16 protein-coding genes are annotated in these 16,400 nt (G+C 58.2%); 8 read left to right on the top strand and 8 right to left on the bottom strand.

Features of this window, described 5'->3' with window-relative positions; genetic code table 11:
- Positions 1-20 precede the first annotated feature (20 nt).
- The 7 genes from R2669_RS24390 to R2669_RS24360 all read left to right on the top strand — a co-directional run bounded on the left by R2669_RS24390 (position 21) and on the right by R2669_RS24360 (position 7,972).
- Complete coding sequence (locus tag R2669_RS24390; RefSeq protein WP_316902451.1) at positions 21-1,871, top strand: RHS repeat domain-containing protein; 1,851 nt, start codon at positions 21-23, stop codon at positions 1,869-1,871.
- A gap of 48 nt (positions 1,872-1,919) precedes the next feature.
- The gene (gene gspG / locus R2669_RS24385) at positions 1,920-2,354 is read left to right on the top strand and encodes a type II secretion system major pseudopilin GspG (protein WP_316902450.1); all 435 of its coding nucleotides are present in this window, start codon (positions 1,920-1,922) and stop codon (positions 2,352-2,354) included.
- 3 nt (positions 2,355-2,357) lie between these two features.
- Positions 2,358-3,554, top strand: a complete 1,197-nt coding sequence (locus tag R2669_RS24380; RefSeq protein WP_316902429.1) for a type II secretion system F family protein — start codon at positions 2,358-2,360, stop codon at positions 3,552-3,554.
- A 1-nt stretch (position 3,555) separates the two neighbouring features.
- Positions 3,556-5,181: a GspE/PulE family protein gene (locus R2669_RS24375; RefSeq protein ID WP_316902427.1), complete on the top strand. Its 1,626-nt coding sequence runs from the start codon at positions 3,556-3,558 to the stop codon at positions 5,179-5,181.
- A complete protein-coding gene (locus R2669_RS24370; protein ID WP_316902425.1) occupies positions 5,174-5,887 on the top strand; it encodes a hypothetical protein in 714 nt (237 codons plus the stop codon). Before R2669_RS24375 ends, R2669_RS24370 begins: the two co-directional genes overlap by 8 nt.
- Complete coding sequence (locus R2669_RS24365; RefSeq protein ID WP_430708844.1) at positions 5,877-6,371, top strand: hypothetical protein; 495 nt, start codon at positions 5,877-5,879, stop codon at positions 6,369-6,371. The genes R2669_RS24370 and R2669_RS24365 overlap by 11 nt, the downstream gene beginning before the upstream one ends.
- Positions 6,372-6,454: 83 nt before the next feature.
- Positions 6,455-7,972, top strand: a complete 1,518-nt coding sequence (locus tag R2669_RS24360; protein ID WP_316902421.1) for a hypothetical protein — start codon at positions 6,455-6,457, stop codon at positions 7,970-7,972.
- A gap of 401 nt (positions 7,973-8,373) precedes the next feature.
- On the opposite strand, the gene R2669_RS24355 is transcribed toward R2669_RS24360, so the two are convergent.
- From R2669_RS24355 to R2669_RS24340, 4 genes are all read right to left on the bottom strand, one after another.
- Entirely contained in the window at positions 8,374-8,727 is a 354-nt protein-coding gene (locus tag R2669_RS24355) for a hypothetical protein (RefSeq protein WP_316902419.1), read from the bottom strand.
- 151 nt (positions 8,728-8,878) lie between these two features.
- Positions 8,879-9,676, bottom strand: coding sequence for a metallophosphoesterase (locus R2669_RS24350; RefSeq protein ID WP_316902418.1), 798 nt, complete (start codon positions 9,674-9,676; stop codon positions 8,879-8,881).
- The gene (locus R2669_RS24345) at positions 9,673-10,563 is read right to left on the bottom strand and encodes an AAA family ATPase (RefSeq protein WP_316902417.1); all 891 of its coding nucleotides are present in this window, start codon (positions 10,561-10,563) and stop codon (positions 9,673-9,675) included. The genes R2669_RS24350 and R2669_RS24345 overlap by 4 nt, the downstream gene beginning before the upstream one ends.
- Before the next feature lie 646 nt (positions 10,564-11,209).
- Positions 11,210-11,512 (bottom strand): hypothetical protein, encoded by a 303-nt coding sequence (locus R2669_RS24340; RefSeq protein ID WP_316902415.1) that lies wholly within the window; start codon positions 11,510-11,512, stop codon positions 11,210-11,212.
- A 142-nt stretch (positions 11,513-11,654) separates the two neighbouring features.
- Between R2669_RS24340 and R2669_RS24335 the strand changes: the two genes are divergently transcribed.
- The gene (locus tag R2669_RS24335; RefSeq protein WP_316902413.1) at positions 11,655-11,894 is read left to right on the top strand and encodes a helix-turn-helix domain-containing protein; all 240 of its coding nucleotides are present in this window, start codon (positions 11,655-11,657) and stop codon (positions 11,892-11,894) included.
- 259 nt (positions 11,895-12,153) lie between these two features.
- Here the strand turns inward: R2669_RS24335 and R2669_RS24330 are convergent, their stop codons facing one another.
- The 4 genes from R2669_RS24330 to R2669_RS24315 form a co-directional block, all read right to left on the bottom strand.
- Positions 12,154-13,272 carry a hypothetical protein gene (locus tag R2669_RS24330; protein WP_316902412.1) on the bottom strand — a complete coding sequence of 373 codons (1,119 nt, stop codon included), beginning with the start codon at positions 13,270-13,272 and terminating at the stop codon, positions 12,154-12,156.
- A gap of 202 nt (positions 13,273-13,474) precedes the next feature.
- The gene (locus tag R2669_RS24325; protein ID WP_316902411.1) at positions 13,475-14,446 is read right to left on the bottom strand and encodes an ATP-binding protein; all 972 of its coding nucleotides are present in this window, start codon (positions 14,444-14,446) and stop codon (positions 13,475-13,477) included.
- Positions 14,439-15,755 carry a hypothetical protein gene (locus R2669_RS24320; protein ID WP_316902410.1) on the bottom strand — a complete coding sequence of 439 codons (1,317 nt, stop codon included), beginning with the start codon at positions 15,753-15,755 and terminating at the stop codon, positions 14,439-14,441. Before R2669_RS24320 ends, R2669_RS24325 begins: the two co-directional genes overlap by 8 nt.
- 460 nt (positions 15,756-16,215) lie before the next feature.
- The coding region (locus tag R2669_RS24315) for a hypothetical protein (protein ID WP_316902409.1) at positions 16,216-16,400 on the bottom strand (185 nt) is incomplete at its 5' end.

The following is a 16,400-nucleotide window of genomic DNA, read 5'->3' as shown; positions in this document are numbered from 1 at the left end:
CGGACCTAAGATTGAACCCGATGCAGTGCGCGAATGGCTACGCGAGTCAGCCCGATGGCTCGTGTGCGCCAACCCGCCCCCCAGTGCAGATTTGTTCTGCAGGTAATCCAGTCATCTCGGGTGTCGGGACCACGGTCGCTATTGATCGGAACAACAATGGGAGTTCGGAACTTCCCACGTCGTTTGCCTATCGTTCCTACAGCGTTTATGGAACAGGTAACGGCGCCGGCCAATGGACACTAAATTGGCAACGCAGCTTAGACGTTAGTCTGGCCAGCTATGACGTGCCATGGATCGTCGGGCTACGGGATGATGGATCAGTGTTTGCCTTCCGACAAAATGGCACGACATGGACGGCTGCAGGTACCCAAGATGCCTTGGTGTCAGTCACGGATGCTAACGGCAAAGTGGCCAACTGGCAGTACACCATGGCAGATACCGGATCGGTTGAGACATACGATGCCACCGGCAAGTTACTTTCGGTCCGCGAACAAAATGGCCGCACTACGACGCTGGCCTATAACACTGGCGGACGATTGGCTACTGTCACTGCGCCGACCGGCCGTACGTTGGGCGTTGCTTACGACGGAGGAGGTCGGATAGCTAGTCTCAAAGCTCCCGATGGTGCGGTTACCAGTTATGCCTACAACGGTGCAGGGATGCTTTCAACGGTGACAAGCCCGGACGGCTCGCTTAGACAGTATGTCTACGAAGACGGCCGCTTTCCAACCGCCTTGACCGGTGTGATTGACGAGAACGGCAACCGTTACGCGACCTACGCCTACGACGATCAGGCGCGGGCCGTTAGCAGCAGCCATGCTGGCGGAGCCGACGCCTACCAATTCCAGTACGGCGCCGATTACCAGACCACCGTCACCGACCCGACAGGCAAGACGAGCGTCTACAGCTTCCTCAAGCAGAACGGCGTGCTGCTGCCGACGTCCATCAGTGCCCCGTGTGGCCTGTGCGGCAGCACCCGCCAGAGCAGCGAGTACGACAGCAACAACAACCTGATCCGTGAGACGGACTACCTGGGCAACGTCACGACACACGCCTACGACAGCCAGAAGCGCGAGATTCAGCGAGTCGAAGGGGCCGGTACGCCGGGTGCCCGTACCGTCACCACGGAGTGGCATCCGACCTGGAACTTGCAGACGCGTGTGGCCTCGCCGACGAAGCTGGAAGTCTACGGCTACGACAGCAACGGCAATCTGACCAGCTACGGCGAGACGCCGACTTCCGACTCCAACGGTGGCCAGGGCTTCAGCGCTACTGCCGCGGGGCCAACGCGTACCACCACGTGGACCTACACCGCCGATGGTCAGGTGGCGAGCCGCAGCGGACCGCGTACCGACGTCAATGACGGCACGACCTATGTCTACCGGACGGCGGATGACACCAACACCCCACCGCAATACCGCAAGGGCGACCTGTACCAAATCGTCGACGCGCTCGGCTATACAACCACGATCAATCAGTACGACCCGAATGGCCGCCCGCTCCAGATGACGGACGCCAACGGCGGCGTCACTACATTCGCGTACTCCAACCGGGGCTGGCTAACCAGCCAAACGGTGACGCCCGCAAGCGGAACGGCGCAAACCACGAACTACAGCTATGACGCGGTAGGCCAGTTGACGAAGGTGGCGTTGCCCGACGGCAGCAGTGTCCGCTTCACCTACGACGCAGCGCATCGCATGACAGGTGCGACCGACAGCTTGGGCAACAGCATCATGTACACACTGGACGTGATGGGCAATCGGACCCAAGAACACTCCAAGGACCCCGGTGGTAACCTCGCCCGTCAAATCACGCGCGTGTTCGATTCGATGAACCGACCGCTTAAGGTCACCATCGGCGCCACGCAGTAAGACAACAGCACACCAACAAGAATGGGACCTCTTCAAATCAAGATGAACATGCCCGGACTGCCGAAACTGAAGACCACCCGAGCTGTGCGCGGCTTCACGCTGCTGGAACTGCTCGTCGTCGTCGCGATCATCGGCTTGCTGGCCGCCTATGTGGGGCCGCGCTACTTCGCGCAGCTCGGCAAGTCGGAAGTGGGTGTGGCCAAGGCCCAGATCCAAGCCTTCGAGAAAGCCATCGACCAGTTCCGCCTAGATACTGGCCACTTCCCGACCACCGAGCAAGGTCTCAAGGCGCTGATGTCGGCCCCCACCGGAGAAACGCGCTGGGGTGGCCCCTACCTCAAGAAGGACGTGCCGCTCGACCCCTGGGGCCACGCCTATGAATACCGCCAGCCCGGCGCAAGCGGCCGTGACTACGACATCGTCTCCTACGGCCGCGACGGTGCCGCCGGCGGCGATGGGGAAAACGCCGACCTGACGAACTGAGCGATGCAGTTCAAGGTCAGCACGTTCGATTCGGCCACTGCGCGTGTCTCCACGCGCCGGGTCACCGGGGACGACCGTGCCTCGGTGGAAGCGCGCCTGAAGGCGGACGGTGCAACGGTCCTATCCGTCGAACCGATCGGAACCAAGCTGACGCTTTCCGCCCTGAAGACCCGACGCCGCAAGGTTGACGCCGGGCTGGTATGTATCGAGCTGGGTGGACTGCTGCGCGCGGGCCTCACCGTGTCGGAGGCACTGGATTCGCTCGCGCACCGGGACGACCACCCCAATGTGGCTGTGTATCGGCAGCTGTATGACGGCCTGCTGAGCGGCCTGCCCCTATCCGAATCGATGAAGCAGGTCGAAGGCGTGTTTCCCGGCATCCTGGTTGCCGCGATCCAGGCCAACGAACGCTCGGGCCGCATACCGGATGCGCTTGAAGAGTTCGCTAAATACGCGCAAGCGCAGGAAGCACTGCGCAAGAAGGTCGTCAGTGCCGCTGTCTATCCGGCCACTGTCATCGGCTTCGGCCTGCTGGTGGTGATCTTCCTGCTCGCCTACGTCATCCCACGGTTTGCAATGGTCTATGACGGCACGGTCATGCAGGCCTCCGGAGCGACTCGGATTCTCCTCGCCGTCGGGCACTTCATTCATGACCGCGGCTGGGCGCTGTTGATTGGCATTGGGCTGGGCGCCCTCCTCGTTGCCTATCAGTTCGCCCGAAGGAATGCGGCGGAACGCCTCTTGAGTGCCATCGGAAATCTTTGGCCGTTCAAGAAACTGGGAGAGCGCTTCCAGCAGGCACGCATCTGTGCCTCGCTCTCGATGCTGACGCGGGGTGGTTACGACTTTCCGGAAGCCATGCGGCTGGCTTCACCCCTCGCGATTTCGGCCACCACCCGTGCCCAACTGGATGAGGCGCGCGACCGCATCCTGGAAGGCGTGCTCGTGAGCCAAGCTCTCTCGAAGACCGACTTTGGGGACGGTTTTGCTGTGCGCATCCTGCAAGCCGGAGAGCGCGTTGGTGACCTTGCCGGCAGCTTCGAGATGTTGGCGCAGACCTACCGCCGCGAGCTGGAAACCATGCTGGAGCGGACCATGCGACTGGTTGAGCCGATTCTGCTCATGACGGTGGCCAGCCTGATCGGCGCCATTGTCGTGCTGATGTACCTGCCCATTTTTGATCTTGCGGGAGCAATCTGACATGTCCGACGCCGCACTTGATTGGACAGCCTTCGGCAGTTGGCTGCGCTCTGCCCGCATGGCGCGTGGCGAGGGCAGTCTGGCGGCTGCGCTCGCGGCGCAAGCCGGCGTTCAAGTTGACGCGCTGGTGTCGGCCGTCGCGGAGCGATTCGATTTCCACCACGTTGCGCCGCAAGCCGAGCTGGCCACGCAGGTCACGCTGGACCCCATCTCGCTCAAGGACTGCCGCCAGCACAAGATTCTGCCGTTGCGCATTGCCGACCAATGGGTCGTGGCGATGGACGACCCATGGGATGAGGCGCTGGTGCGCTGGACCCATGAACGGCTCGGGCAAGCCAAGCTGGCGTGGATCGACGGCCAGCACAGCATGGTCATTCTTGAGCGGGCCTTGAGCACGGCGTCAGCATCAGCCCTGCTCGCTCAGCGCGGCGCGGAAACCACCGTCCAGGACCAGGAAGTCAGCCGCATCGTCTCGCACGACTCCATTGAATCGGCTGAGAGCGCAGTAGTCCGATTCCTGGACGCGGTCCTGCTCGATGCCTGGCGCGCCGGTGCCAGCGATATTCACGTTGAGACCTCACGGTCGGGGCTGCACATCAAACTGCGGCTGGACGGCGTTCTGGTGCCCGGTCCCGCATTTACCGGGGCCCGTTCGCCGAGCGAAGTCCTGAACCGGATCAAGGTGCTAGCGCAGTTGGACATCGGAGAAACCCGCTTGCCACAGGACGGCCGCTTCCGGGTGCGGCTGGAAGGACGCGATGTGGACATGCGTGTCTCCATCATGCCCAACGTTTTCGGCGAGGATGCCGTCATCCGCTTGCTGGACAAGGCTCAACTGCGGGGGGCATCGGAGACGCTCACGCTGGAAGCGCTGGGTTTCGACTCCGCCGCCACCACGACCATCCGCCGGTTGACCAAGGAGCCGCACGGCATGCTGCTGGTGACGGGGCCCACCGGCAGCGGCAAGACCACGACGTTGTATGCCTCGCTTTCCGAAATCAATACCGGGCGAGACAAGATCATCACGATTGAAGACCCCGTCGAATATGAGCTGTCGGGTATTCTGCAGATTCCCGTCAATGAGAAGAAGGGCCTGACGTTCGCACGCGGCCTGCGCTCAATCCTGCGTCACGACCCCGATCAGATTCTGGTGGGTGAAATCCGCGACTCGGAGACGGCGGAAATCGCGGTCCAAGCGGCACTGACCGGCCACTTGGTCTTCACGTCCGTGCACGCGAACTCGGCGCTTGATGTGGTCGGCCGTTTTCTGCACATGGGTGTCGACCCCTACAACTTCATGTCGGCGCTGATCGGCATCGTGTCGCAGCGGCTGCTGCGTTTGAAATGCACGGAATGCGCCCCCGCTTCTGCTGCGCCTGGCACGCCCTCTGCCGGCTGCCCGGCCTGCCGCTATACCGGCTATCGGGGCCGGACTGTCGTGTGGGAGATCGTGCCCGTCAACGACATCATTCGGGAACTTGTTATCCGGCGGGAGCCGTTACGCCTGATCCGCGAACAGAGCCGGCAGATGGGTGTCGTCTCGCTGCGCGACCAGGCCGTGCGCATGGTGGAGCAAGACCTCACGACCTTCGAAGAAATTGACCGCGTGGTGTCACCCAATGAATGACTATTGGCTGTATCTCTCCAAATCCGAGATGGTCGTCGGCAGAGCGCGCGGAAGGCGACGTGAAGCCACAGTCTTGGACACCGCTGAATGCCAGATGGAGGGGCTCGCGGAGTTTGTGGGGCAGCGTGTGCCGCGCGGCAAGCGCTTGTCAGTCTGGTTGAGCGGCGGGTATTGCCACTATGTGACCTTCCCTCGGCCGCGCTGGGTGTTTGCTTCTCGCAAGTTGCAGATGGTTGCCGCGAAGGTTTTCGAACAGAAAACGATGCTGAACGCCGCCGACTATGCACTTAGCCTGCAGCCGTCGCGCTCGAATCTGCACGTCTGCGCCATCCGGCAACTGGATATGTCGAACGCCCTCCGAGCGGTCGGCGACCGATACCAGGTGCGCACAGTCGCACCGTTGGCGCCACTGGTGCTTGAGACCTACAAGCGTGCTAACAAAACTTCGTCTTGCGTGCTTTATGAGTCGGACAGCGTAACCCTGGCCCGCGCCGGCAAGGACACCGGATTGCTGCTCGCCACTACCGCGGGAAGCTCGCATGCGTCCGTCCTCACGCGCCTGCTGGCGGCCCACGCGGATGCGCCGTCCGGTATCGAAGTCGTTGCGGCGCCCTTTGTAAAGACTGACCTCGGCCTTGCTGAACAACCCGGACTGATCCTCAATGGGTGGCTTAAGCGACATGGGAGCCTACAGAATCGTGGCTGATTTCACGTTCTCAACGCGACCGAAGAATCGTCGATTGTCTTTGCTGGTGATGGCACTGGGTTGCACCGCCACCTTCATCGCGTTGGATAAATTCACGGAGACCGAGAGAAAACTGTCCTCCGTTCGGCAGCGCGCAGCCACGCTCGCACTCGAAGCCCCTGTGCAGGAAAGGAAGCCCCGCGACGTCGACGACAAGAAGAACGCACTTGCGAAGGGCATCCAAACCGCGATCGCTGTGGATTGGAACCGGCGACTCAATCAGCTTGAGAGTCTGCGTGGCGAAGCGGTATGGGTTGGCTTGCTCAAGCTGGTTGCCACGGACACGAAGGCCGAGTTACGCCTGATGAGTGACACGTTGGAGGCGGCGAATGGCGCGTTGGATCGGTATGCGCAAACGGCGGGCGACGACATGCGCCCGACTGTGACATCGATTGCCTATCGGGATCGGCGGTATGTGACGACGGCACTCGTTCCGATCAAATAGCAATCGCGCGATTGTCTGGCCAGGCACTGGCGCGGCGAATATGCCCGCAAGATTAGTCTTTGACAATCACCCAGGAGAGAACCGTGAGCGAAACCGCCCAGGGCGTAGCTACGTCCGTTGCAGCGAGCCCAATCAAGGGTTTCGTCGCCAAATGCTGGCAATACGTGCTGGAAAATCCACTCAAGTCGGCGACTGCGGCCACCCTATTTTTGGGCGGCCTGCTGCTCTTGATGTTCTTCCTTCATATTGGCTTCATGCCAGACGTCAATCTGGAGTCCGTCTCCTCATTGTTGTACGCCATGGCGCTGTTCGGCATATTCATTGCAGCATTCAGCGCCCTCACGATGGTGCTTCCAGGCCTTGCGCTGGCAGAGTTCAAGAAGTCGGTGAAATTTGTGCGCCCCCGCCACCTCGCACTCATCATGTCGGGCACGACGTTGACTTGGGCGGTGGTCCTTTTTCACTTAATTGATTACCTCCCAGGATGGGTTGCTTGGTTCACGTGGGGAATCGCTGTGGTGATGGTCTCGCCAACCTGTCTCGCGATGGACGCCCGCAAGCGCGTCGTATCAAGCCCCCTTACGGTGTCCGCTGACGGCAAATGCAGAAGTCATGGGCATCGACTTTCCTTCTATAGCCGGCGCCATGTGAAGCTGAAAGCCCGATGGACCGAGCACGATTGGAGCGACGCCAGAATCTCGCGCACGGTGCTCTGGTTGCGTCTGCGAAGGCGGTGGCAGACCTACCTCTGGGCGTCCGCCATGGTGCTCCTAATCACGCCGCTCGTTGCCTTGCCGTTGAGTTTTATTGGCGTTATCGGCCTTGCTGGCGATATCCGGACGGCCCCAGCACTACAATTCACCCCCCTGTTGACCGCCTTGGTTGCGGTCATCGCCGTTGCTGCGGCCGTAATCGGAAGTGTTCAGTCAACAGAGGCCCCCAAGGTTGCCGCCTTATTTGCCCCATTGCTACTATTTCTGGTTATCACAGCCACGGGCAGTTTTTCCGCCTTTTCGATCATTGCCGTCAAGACTCTCGGACAGGGCGAAATCAATGCAGCGCGCGCCACAATCACGGGCAAAACTTGCAAAGAAATTAATCAAACACTTGGGCAGCGTGTATGCGCCAACGTCAGAGATGACGAAATCGCAGCCATTTGTCCGGTGATGATCCGCTCGCGCATCGGCTCGCAAGTGCTTCTGGAATTTGCGCCAATGGCGGTCGAGTCAGACAAGAGCATTCAGCACGCCATCTGGATCACTTCTAATGAGTCGATTGTGGGCCAGGATGGCAAAAGGCGAACCAAACAGTTGATCAGACGCGTGGTGATCGACAAGGCAAAGCTGCTCAGTTGGCGGCCCCTGGATGCATTCGGTGAAGGAAAGTCGGAGCGACCAATTGATGCCCTTACGCCCTTCGTAGCGACGTCGTTCATCTATGCCAAGCAAGCCGAAATAACCAACCCGATGGCCAATGATCGAGCGTTGGCAAAAATCCTGCAGGACCAGTGCGGCGGCGATTTGGACCAGCACAACGATTCCCCGTCAAGCAACAGCGCACAACCAAGCGACGCAGGTCAATCAGACACTCAAAAGCCGTGACCGCGGCCCGAGCGGCAAGTCCGTGGAGCCGATACCATCGCACGCACCCAGTTGATAGAGTGCGCTTGGACAACTTGGAAGATATGGCCGCCACGTCTGCACATGGGTACCTGCGCACGAGGATAGGGGTCGACAACGTCACCTTTGCCGAGATCTTTGGAGTTCAGTGTTGCCACGTAGATGTCAGAGCCATAAGGCGTCTGGCGCCCTGACGTCCAGCTCAATGCGCTTACCGATGGCCCGCTGCAGCCGACGAACTTCTGCTAAGGCGAGCCGCAACCGTTGCTGGAGTTCGGGTGCTGGGATGTCGGTGCAGTACGTTGCGCTGACTGCGAACTTTTAGAGTTGAGTTGAACATCCCGGTGCATGCTGAATTGTCCGTGTCTCCGTGAGCCTGAGTCTCAGAACCGGGATGTGCTGCGGACCTCTATCTTGCGCAAGGTTTGCGATGCGATAGAAGCCAAGCCACGAACCTCCTCGATAAACCGTCCTTGCCCGCTCTCCGACATCCGACACCATTCCTCGTCCGAATCGCTGAATGCGCTATCTACTCGGTAACCCAGTTCCGCAGGGTCATGAAACTCGCGCAGTTTTCGCAGCAGAGCTGCGGTTACAACCGAGACGTAAGTCCCATAGACTTCGAGACGCCCATGCTCCAGACCGCGTCGGAACCGTGTGGCGGTTTCTTGATCGTCTATAGAGAGCGGCGCTACCGCACGCTCCAGTCGCGGCAGAAGAGCATCGTCGCCATCCACGCACCATCTTCGTAGAACCCTGGCGAGATACGGTGAGAGCGCCATAGAAAGCGCTACCGCCGAGCACTCGCCTCCATTGGGAGTTGGATTCATCTTTATCGCTTCATGGACGTATTGCTTGTGGGAGTGAACTCGCAGGCGGCCCACGCCTTTAGCCGGCCGTGCCAGCAATTTCACTTTGGATGATCAAGCCAGCCTTGAACGCTGAGTTCTCTGCGCTCCGCCCCTTTAGGGCATAACCTCTCGGATTGCAGACCACCCGGCAATTCCCGACGACATAGTCAGCGCTGTCATGCATATGACCATGGATCCATAGGTCTGCCATTTGAACCAAAGCATCCAAGTCACTGGCATACGCCGGCGTGAGGCGGTCACCTCGATATTGCGGAGCCACGCTCCGCTCCGAAGGAGCATGATGAGTGACAACAACACGCTTGCGCTGCGTCGGAACCTGCAACTCGGTGCTTAGCCATTGCCGTGCGGCAATGTGCATGCGGATCGTGTCCAGCGGCTGGAGTTTTCTGAACACGCCATGCGTCTCGAAACGGATCGCACCGGTGAAGTCACTCATACCTTGGGCGGCATAACCCTCGGCGGCACGGCCACCGTGGTCCGTGCTGCGATTCAGGGCAAAATCTGTCCAGAGCGTGGCTCCGAGAAACTCCACATCGCCGATCGTGATCTTATCCATATCGAGCAGTTGAATGTTCGGCGTCGCCGCGCACGCCGCACGCAGATCTCGAAGCACTCGGCTGTGCTCGCCTTTGTAGAACTCATGATTGCCGGGTACGTAGATGACCGGCAGATCACGACTCTGCGCTCGAATCCACGGGATGCCCCTTGTTCCCAGGTGAATGTCACCAGCGAGCACGATAACGTCGACGGTAGCCGTGTCAATATCGAGCGACGAGAATTCAAGGTGAAGATCGCTAAGGATGAGGAGTCTCATTGCGCACCACCGCTAGCTTTCTCTTCGGGTTGATGCTCTGCGACGAAGCCGATCGCCCTGCGCCTCGCGCGCCCAGGTACAGTCGGCGTAGCGACAAGCTTTCCTGAGGCCATCGCCGTGGCAAAGGCATCTGCTACCAAACGCTGCGTTTTGCGTAGGTCGAGGTCACACCGTTCGGCGAGAGTCTCTACAGCGTGAATGTCCAGTTCGATGCGGCAGCCTGTGGCGCGTCGCAAGCGCTGGGCTTCGGAAAGAATGATCTGGAGCCGTTGCTCGGCAGCCGGTGGCGGGATATCGAATACCTCCACCCGGCTCAGTAGAGCGGGAGGCACTGCATCCAGATCATTTGCCGTGAGAACATGAACAACCCGGCTCGCGTCGAATGTCGCACGGAGAAATGAGTCCTCAAAGGTCTTGGCAGTCCCACCTTCAAGTAGATCAAGCAGCACCGCAGTGACGGAGTAGCGGTTGTCAGAACTGATCTTGTCGACTTCATCGAGAATAAAGACAGGCGCCGCTGAGGTGCCTTTCGCCAGCATCTCAAAGATCATCCCGGGTCTGGCGCTCCGCCAAGCACCATCGCCGCCGGTCAACTGGAAGCCTGCTTGCGCACTTCCGGCAGACCACTTCTGCATCGGCACACCCAGAATCTCCGCCAGCTTCAGCGCGAATTGTGTTTTGCCGACACCGGGCTGCCCCGTCAGCAAGACCGGGCGAATACGAAAATCCTTCGACCGCATTGCACTGGCGAGGGTGAGTTCGATTTTCAGTTTTTCGATCGGCTCACGCAGATTGCCGAAAAGGGGCCGCGATGCTTCGAGCCGATTCAACGCCGAACCCAGACGCGGCAAGGCGCGATATCCACCCTCACTCTTGGCTTGATCCAACAATGTCGATCCATACCGCTGCTGGTCCCACTCTCCGACACGTAGGCGTTCGCGTGCTTGCTCGAGGGTCTCAGGGTCAAAGATCTGCACAAGCCTGGGCTTTCGCCGCGGAGGCGTCTGAGCCGATGGTTTGGCAGCGGAAGGTCTCTCTGTGGTCCAACCGGGAATCTCCTCCTTGGCCTCCGCTCCATCTCTGCAGTTCTGTCGAGCCGTCACGAGGGCGGAGTGCGTATCCGCGGGAATCAGCAATTGCCATGCAGTGGCACTACGCAGAACCGAAAGTTCGCCCAGAGGCAAAAAGCCAGGTGGATGCTCCGGAAGAAATCGCGGAGAGGACATGGTATTTCTCCATACACGAAGGGCGGCGTGCTGCCGCAGCTGACGAGCCCGTCTATATCGGGATCAATAGCGCCTCGGTCAGCTTGCTATTCGTGTATGAGCGTGCTCGATTGGAACGAGCGCACGGCTGCCGCAACCGACCTGTGAGGTCAGTTGGTGATGGCGGATGTCATTGGCAGCCATGGAGATATTTGAGTGCAATTAGGTTGCGCTACTACATATTTGAACCATACACCATCACAAGGTTTGAAGCTATCCGCAGACGTTGGCTTGGGGCTGCTGATCCAAGGGAGGCTACGAGGATCGTCTAACGAAGATCATCCCATGCGCGGCAACACTCGCCGACAATGGGTTGATACATGAACTCGTTATCACGCTCTTCGGGCAGCAGGCGCACGGCAAAAAACTTTGCATTCTCGAAATCGCAACTGATGCTGATCGTGCTGCCACGATGCAATGAGACTTCAAGCTTCTTGGAGGCCTCATGAAAGAGAAGCCCTTTTACCTCCCCTTGGTCGAGCACGAAGTTGAATCCGCTCCGGAGAGCCTGGAAGACGACCTTGCCGCCCTCGAATCCGATCCGCAATTCGCGCGCGCTACGTCCTGACATGCTAGTTGACCGACTCCGGCTACGAGACTTCAAAGTACCCCCTACCGAACGAACCTATTGCCACTCGACATCTCGCTTATCGAGGGCGATTTGCTAATCATAGTATGTAGAATCATAGTGTGCAACGACGGACATTTGGCACATGTCCGTTGCTCCACAGAACTGCCGTCTTGTCACTGTATTCGCCGAGAATATACGGCGCCGACGTCTCGCGCTCGGCTTGTCTCAAGAGGAACTCGCTGAACGAGCCGGAGTGCATCGTACTTACGTAGGCATGCTGGAGCGTGCCGAGAAAAACGTTACCATTTACAACATCGAGCGCCTAGCTGTTGCGCTGAACGTCACGCCTGCGTCGCTTCTTGAGGCGGGGCAACCCGCGTAGTTCCTATTTGCAATGTTGTTCGTTCGGGCATGCATATAGGGATGGACGCTTTTTGGGCTGATATGTTGAGGGCAGCGACTACCGGGAGTTGATCTATGCAACGCGCTTCCGCGGATCAACTGTCGTCCAAAAACTAGCATCCCTCCCTACCCAGCCGCCGCAAGCTACCGTAAGAGGCGGGGCCGCTGCGCGTGAAAATTGTCCCGGCTGAGCCAACGCAGTTAGTTCGTACGTCAGCACAGGCTACCGGCGGCCGTATCTACGGTAGCGGCATGCCCGGCAGCGAGCGAAAAATAATCATCCCTTGACGTACGTGCTGAGTGTTACCAAGCAGCACAGGCGAATCACACCTGGCCAGGAAGTCCTGAATCTCAAAGAACGAGACGACACATTGGTCTGTATGTGTGGCCACAAACTCCATCATTTTTGTGTAGAGCCACAGAAAGACCATATGGAGCGCCAGGAGCGGTATATCGAACGAAGGCACGAACCAGGCAAGTGCCGGACCAGGGGAGGCGCCTGCAGTATCGTCGGTCAGTCTACGGTGGTTTCCCGCAAAGGCATCGTCGGACAACACACATCGCAGTAGCAGATAAGCGAGCTCGAATGTATCTCCCTGCAACTCAATCGCTCCCTCTTGGCCAATCCGCAGCGTCCTGCGCGACGCACCTGCGTCCCTACGCGCCGCTGCTCGGTTGTGCAACCAGTTTTTTAGAAGCAGCAAAGTAGAGCGATAGACCTTTTGAACGCGATCGCTCTCCCGTCTATTCACGAACCCCTGCGCGTGGTAAGTCTCCCGCGCTGGCGCGTTCGCCCAATGCCACGTCGCGATCATCCGATCTTCTACCCCCATGCATTCAGCGGGAGGCGACACGATCGAGCCACAAAAATCATATGCGAGGCGCCATCGCGCTGCCCAATAACGTTCACTTTCGTCATCCCTAAAAAATGCCCAACTCAACGTTCTATCGAGTTGCCCAAACCACTGCGAGATATCAGCAAATCGCTCGATTTGACGATCGGCATGGAGGCGGAAATCCAAGTGCGCGTCGATGGTGAAGTCCGCCCCACAGTAGGGATGGCCGCAGCCGTTGCAGGCGTACGGACGCGCATACAACGCAGCATCACCAAAGGATGGTAGTGGCTTGGCACAGGTCATGCATTGCTCCGTCAGCACCGTTCCGTGGATGGGGCACAAGAGGAGCGGCCGACATTGATGCCAAAACGCGTGATAGCCCACCTCGAGGCACAAGGGGCAAATTCTCAATGAGCTAGAAAACAGACTTCCGAGCAAACCTATGGCGCTGCTCTCGAACAAAGTATGCTCGACGGGCAGCGAGAGCGACCGTTTCAGCACGCGTTGAAGGTTGCTCGCCATGCGCATTTCATGGGCCAGAAAGGTACACGCGCGTTTGATCTGCGTAAGCGCGCCCAGACGATCAAGCTGCGCACGATCTAGAGCATTAAGCCAAGCGAATCGTGTACACACAGAGAAACACGACTCAAAGGGCAGAACGGACCAAGAGGACCCAGTCCACTCTTGTTGACTGTCGCGCATGTTATTCCAGTGTACTTCTAGCTTAGACGTGCTGCTCTCCCGCACAAAACAGCGCGGCGTCCATCCACAGTTGATCATCCAAGTCGGGACAATCCGCGTCGTAGTGTTCAGCATTCGCAGCTACGTAACCCATTAGCTCAAAGATTCGGCGTGCAACCACTGTGTCGTTGTCGTGAGACCTGATCAATTTGGCTTCCTGCAAAGCGTGCCAGACATGCCCAGCCTGGCGCTCAAAACTAAATCCCCGGGCGGTCGCACGCGGAAAGAAGAAGCATGACCACGTCAGATCTGAGCCTGCCGGCCAAATCGAAGCGTCCATCAGCTTGAGCAAGCAAGCGAGTGACTCGCGGTTGTAACCGTCGATCGGAATCCTTCGGTGCGTGAACCTGTCAAAACAGGCGTGGTGTTTAGCCTGCCCCGCACTCGCGCTGACCAACTCAAGCATCGGCGACTCCCCAAACAGGGCAACTACAAGGTCAATGTTCTCTCTCTCAAGCTGATTTTGTATGTCCTTGGCAAACTCCAAATCGTCGACTAGTAACGCCTGCGCTTCGTCGATAACGAGCAGGATGGTCCGCCAAGTGGTTTCGCTCGCCAAGGCGACCAACCGGCGACGCGCACGTGCCTGCAAATCCCATGTCTCGCCGCTTGTACTAGGACTTCCGACGGTGTCTAGAAACCCCTTGTAGAATGAACGCACTGATGGCCCTTGCTTGTTTTGGGTGCAGTACACAATGGTGACGATGTCACCGAGATCCCGTTGAATACGATCTACAAGTGCGCTCGCCACGGCAGACTTGCCCTCTCCTGTGGGTTCGTCCACATAAAAGCTGTGTCTCTGCAGAATGAGCCATTTGGCGCGTGTATAGAACTGCTCAACCGGCGGCGTCCATAGTGGTGTTCGATTGTGCTTCGCAAGCAAGGGATGGCAGATTGCCTGCTGCCGCCACCATTCCGGCCCGCGGCCCTTCGAATCTGTCGCGTTGTTAGTCATGATTTGTGTCTACGGCGTCATCGGAAAGCCGGAATATGCCGAAGAGATTGCGTGCCGGGCAGACTGACGAGGTGATGTCCGTTGGGGCCTCAGCTTGGCCCCCATCCTTACTTGCGGACCGTTTGTGCCGCGCGTAGTCAACCGCCCCGCGAACCATCCCCCCTTTCCCTAAGGCCTTCCTCGCAATGAGTTCGTCCGCTTTGGCCGCAAGGAACGCCTCTGGCATGCTGCGGCCACGATCTAATGGCCGCGCACAGGTGTGCCGAGTGAGCATAGTGCTTACCCTCAGCGACATGCGCCACTCACGCCATCTCCGTTCTACCGTGAGCGCCCCCAGATTCTCGCCAGTGTCCGCCAAGGATGCCCAGGCTTTCCGAGGATCTTGGCGATCGATATGCAAGCGCACTTGCTTGTGCAGCAAGGAGAAATCCGACGCGATGCGTGGATTGGTGTATTTTCGCTTCGCATATTGCAAATAGGGCCGTATCCCCTTTTTTGCATTTCCGCTAACGGGGACAACGACTTGATGGTCCAGAAGTCTCGCGACTGCTTCGGTTGACTTCGGTAAGGGCCGAGGCAGCCATCCGAGGCCCGGATCCGCCGAGAATCGCGTCCTCACCGTCAACAATGTGCTACCGAAGAAGCGCTCTTTCCCGAGCGCGCAGTTCACTTCGTATAGCGTCGAGAGGATAAGGGCCTCCATATCTTCTATGCGAACCTCAAACGACTCGGCCTTTTGCTCCGGGTCGCGGCGCCGAGTGTCATCTGCGTCACTGCCACATGTAAAAGCAAATCGATGAAGGCCACGCGCATGAAAGACACCGATCATCCTCTCTACGACGGCACGCATCCACCACGCAAAGAGTTCGCCGAATTCAACCGTGCAACCCATTACATCGATGACGTTATTGACGAAATCTTCAGCGAGATTGCACAAGCCATGATCCACTCTCAGCAGACAGCATCCTTGTCGTTGATATTGCGGAAGTAACGAAGGCATCAGGCACTTCCCAGAGGGAAGAAGCTCTTCCAAAATGGGAGTTGTGTCGTAGCATTCATCTTGTAGGGAGCTCAAGATGGTTTGCAGAGCCGTGTCGGCACTCGGACTTCTTTCTAATGCAAGACTCACACCCAGGATCGCACCGTCGTACTCATCAGCCAGGATCCCGACATACCATCGCTCCGCAAGAATCCTATGCTCTACCCCCAGTGAATCGGAAACGATGACGATGCCGCCGGGCGCGTCGATTATTACATAATCCAACTCGAGAATCGCCGAGGGAACATTCGCACGAAGAAGCGGCTCCACACCTGTTCCAACGCGAAGGCGCCGAGCCGACTCCGTACCATGCCGACCTTCGACGTACTTCGCTGGATAGTCCTTTAAAAGGCGCCTAAAATATCTCGATAAGCTCTTGTACCCTAGATTTTCTGTGTTAAATGGCCAGTCGACATCAGTCAATCCGATTGATCTCAATTCACTTATAAAATCATAATGAATGTCTGCTATAGATTTTTTAGGCTCGAAATAGATTTCTCTCTTGCAGGTCCCAAAGAACTCAGACTCGACTCTTTTCCGCAGATATGGGTACTCCTCAAAAAGGTGAGAGAGTGCACCGGATAGCCCAAATGACAGGGTTGTTTTCGGCCGAGAAGTCGATTTTTTTCGTTCATATCCAGCCACCCGACACCGCTCAACAATTGCTCTGAATCCGAAAATTGATCCGCGACCATCCGGAGTCAAACATCGACGAATTTCTCTTCTAACCTCATTTTCTGATATCTTTGTCTGCTTTTTTATCTCGGTGAAATCTACGCCGGCGTGATAAAGCGATATCGCAGATTTCATTGCATAGAAGCGGGTGGATTTGCCCCCGCATCTCCGGACACCGCCTCACACTTGAGTTGATGATTCCGTCCTGCGCCTGAACTCGCGTGGCGAGCGATATTTCAG

It is taken from the genome of Ralstonia edaphi, from assembly GCF_958350185.1.
In the GTDB taxonomy this organism is placed as follows: Bacteria; Pseudomonadota; Gammaproteobacteria; order Burkholderiales; family Burkholderiaceae; genus Ralstonia; species Ralstonia edaphi.
The sequence above is the reverse complement of the archived record's forward strand: the minus strand, read 5'-3'. Positions and strand labels throughout refer to the sequence as shown.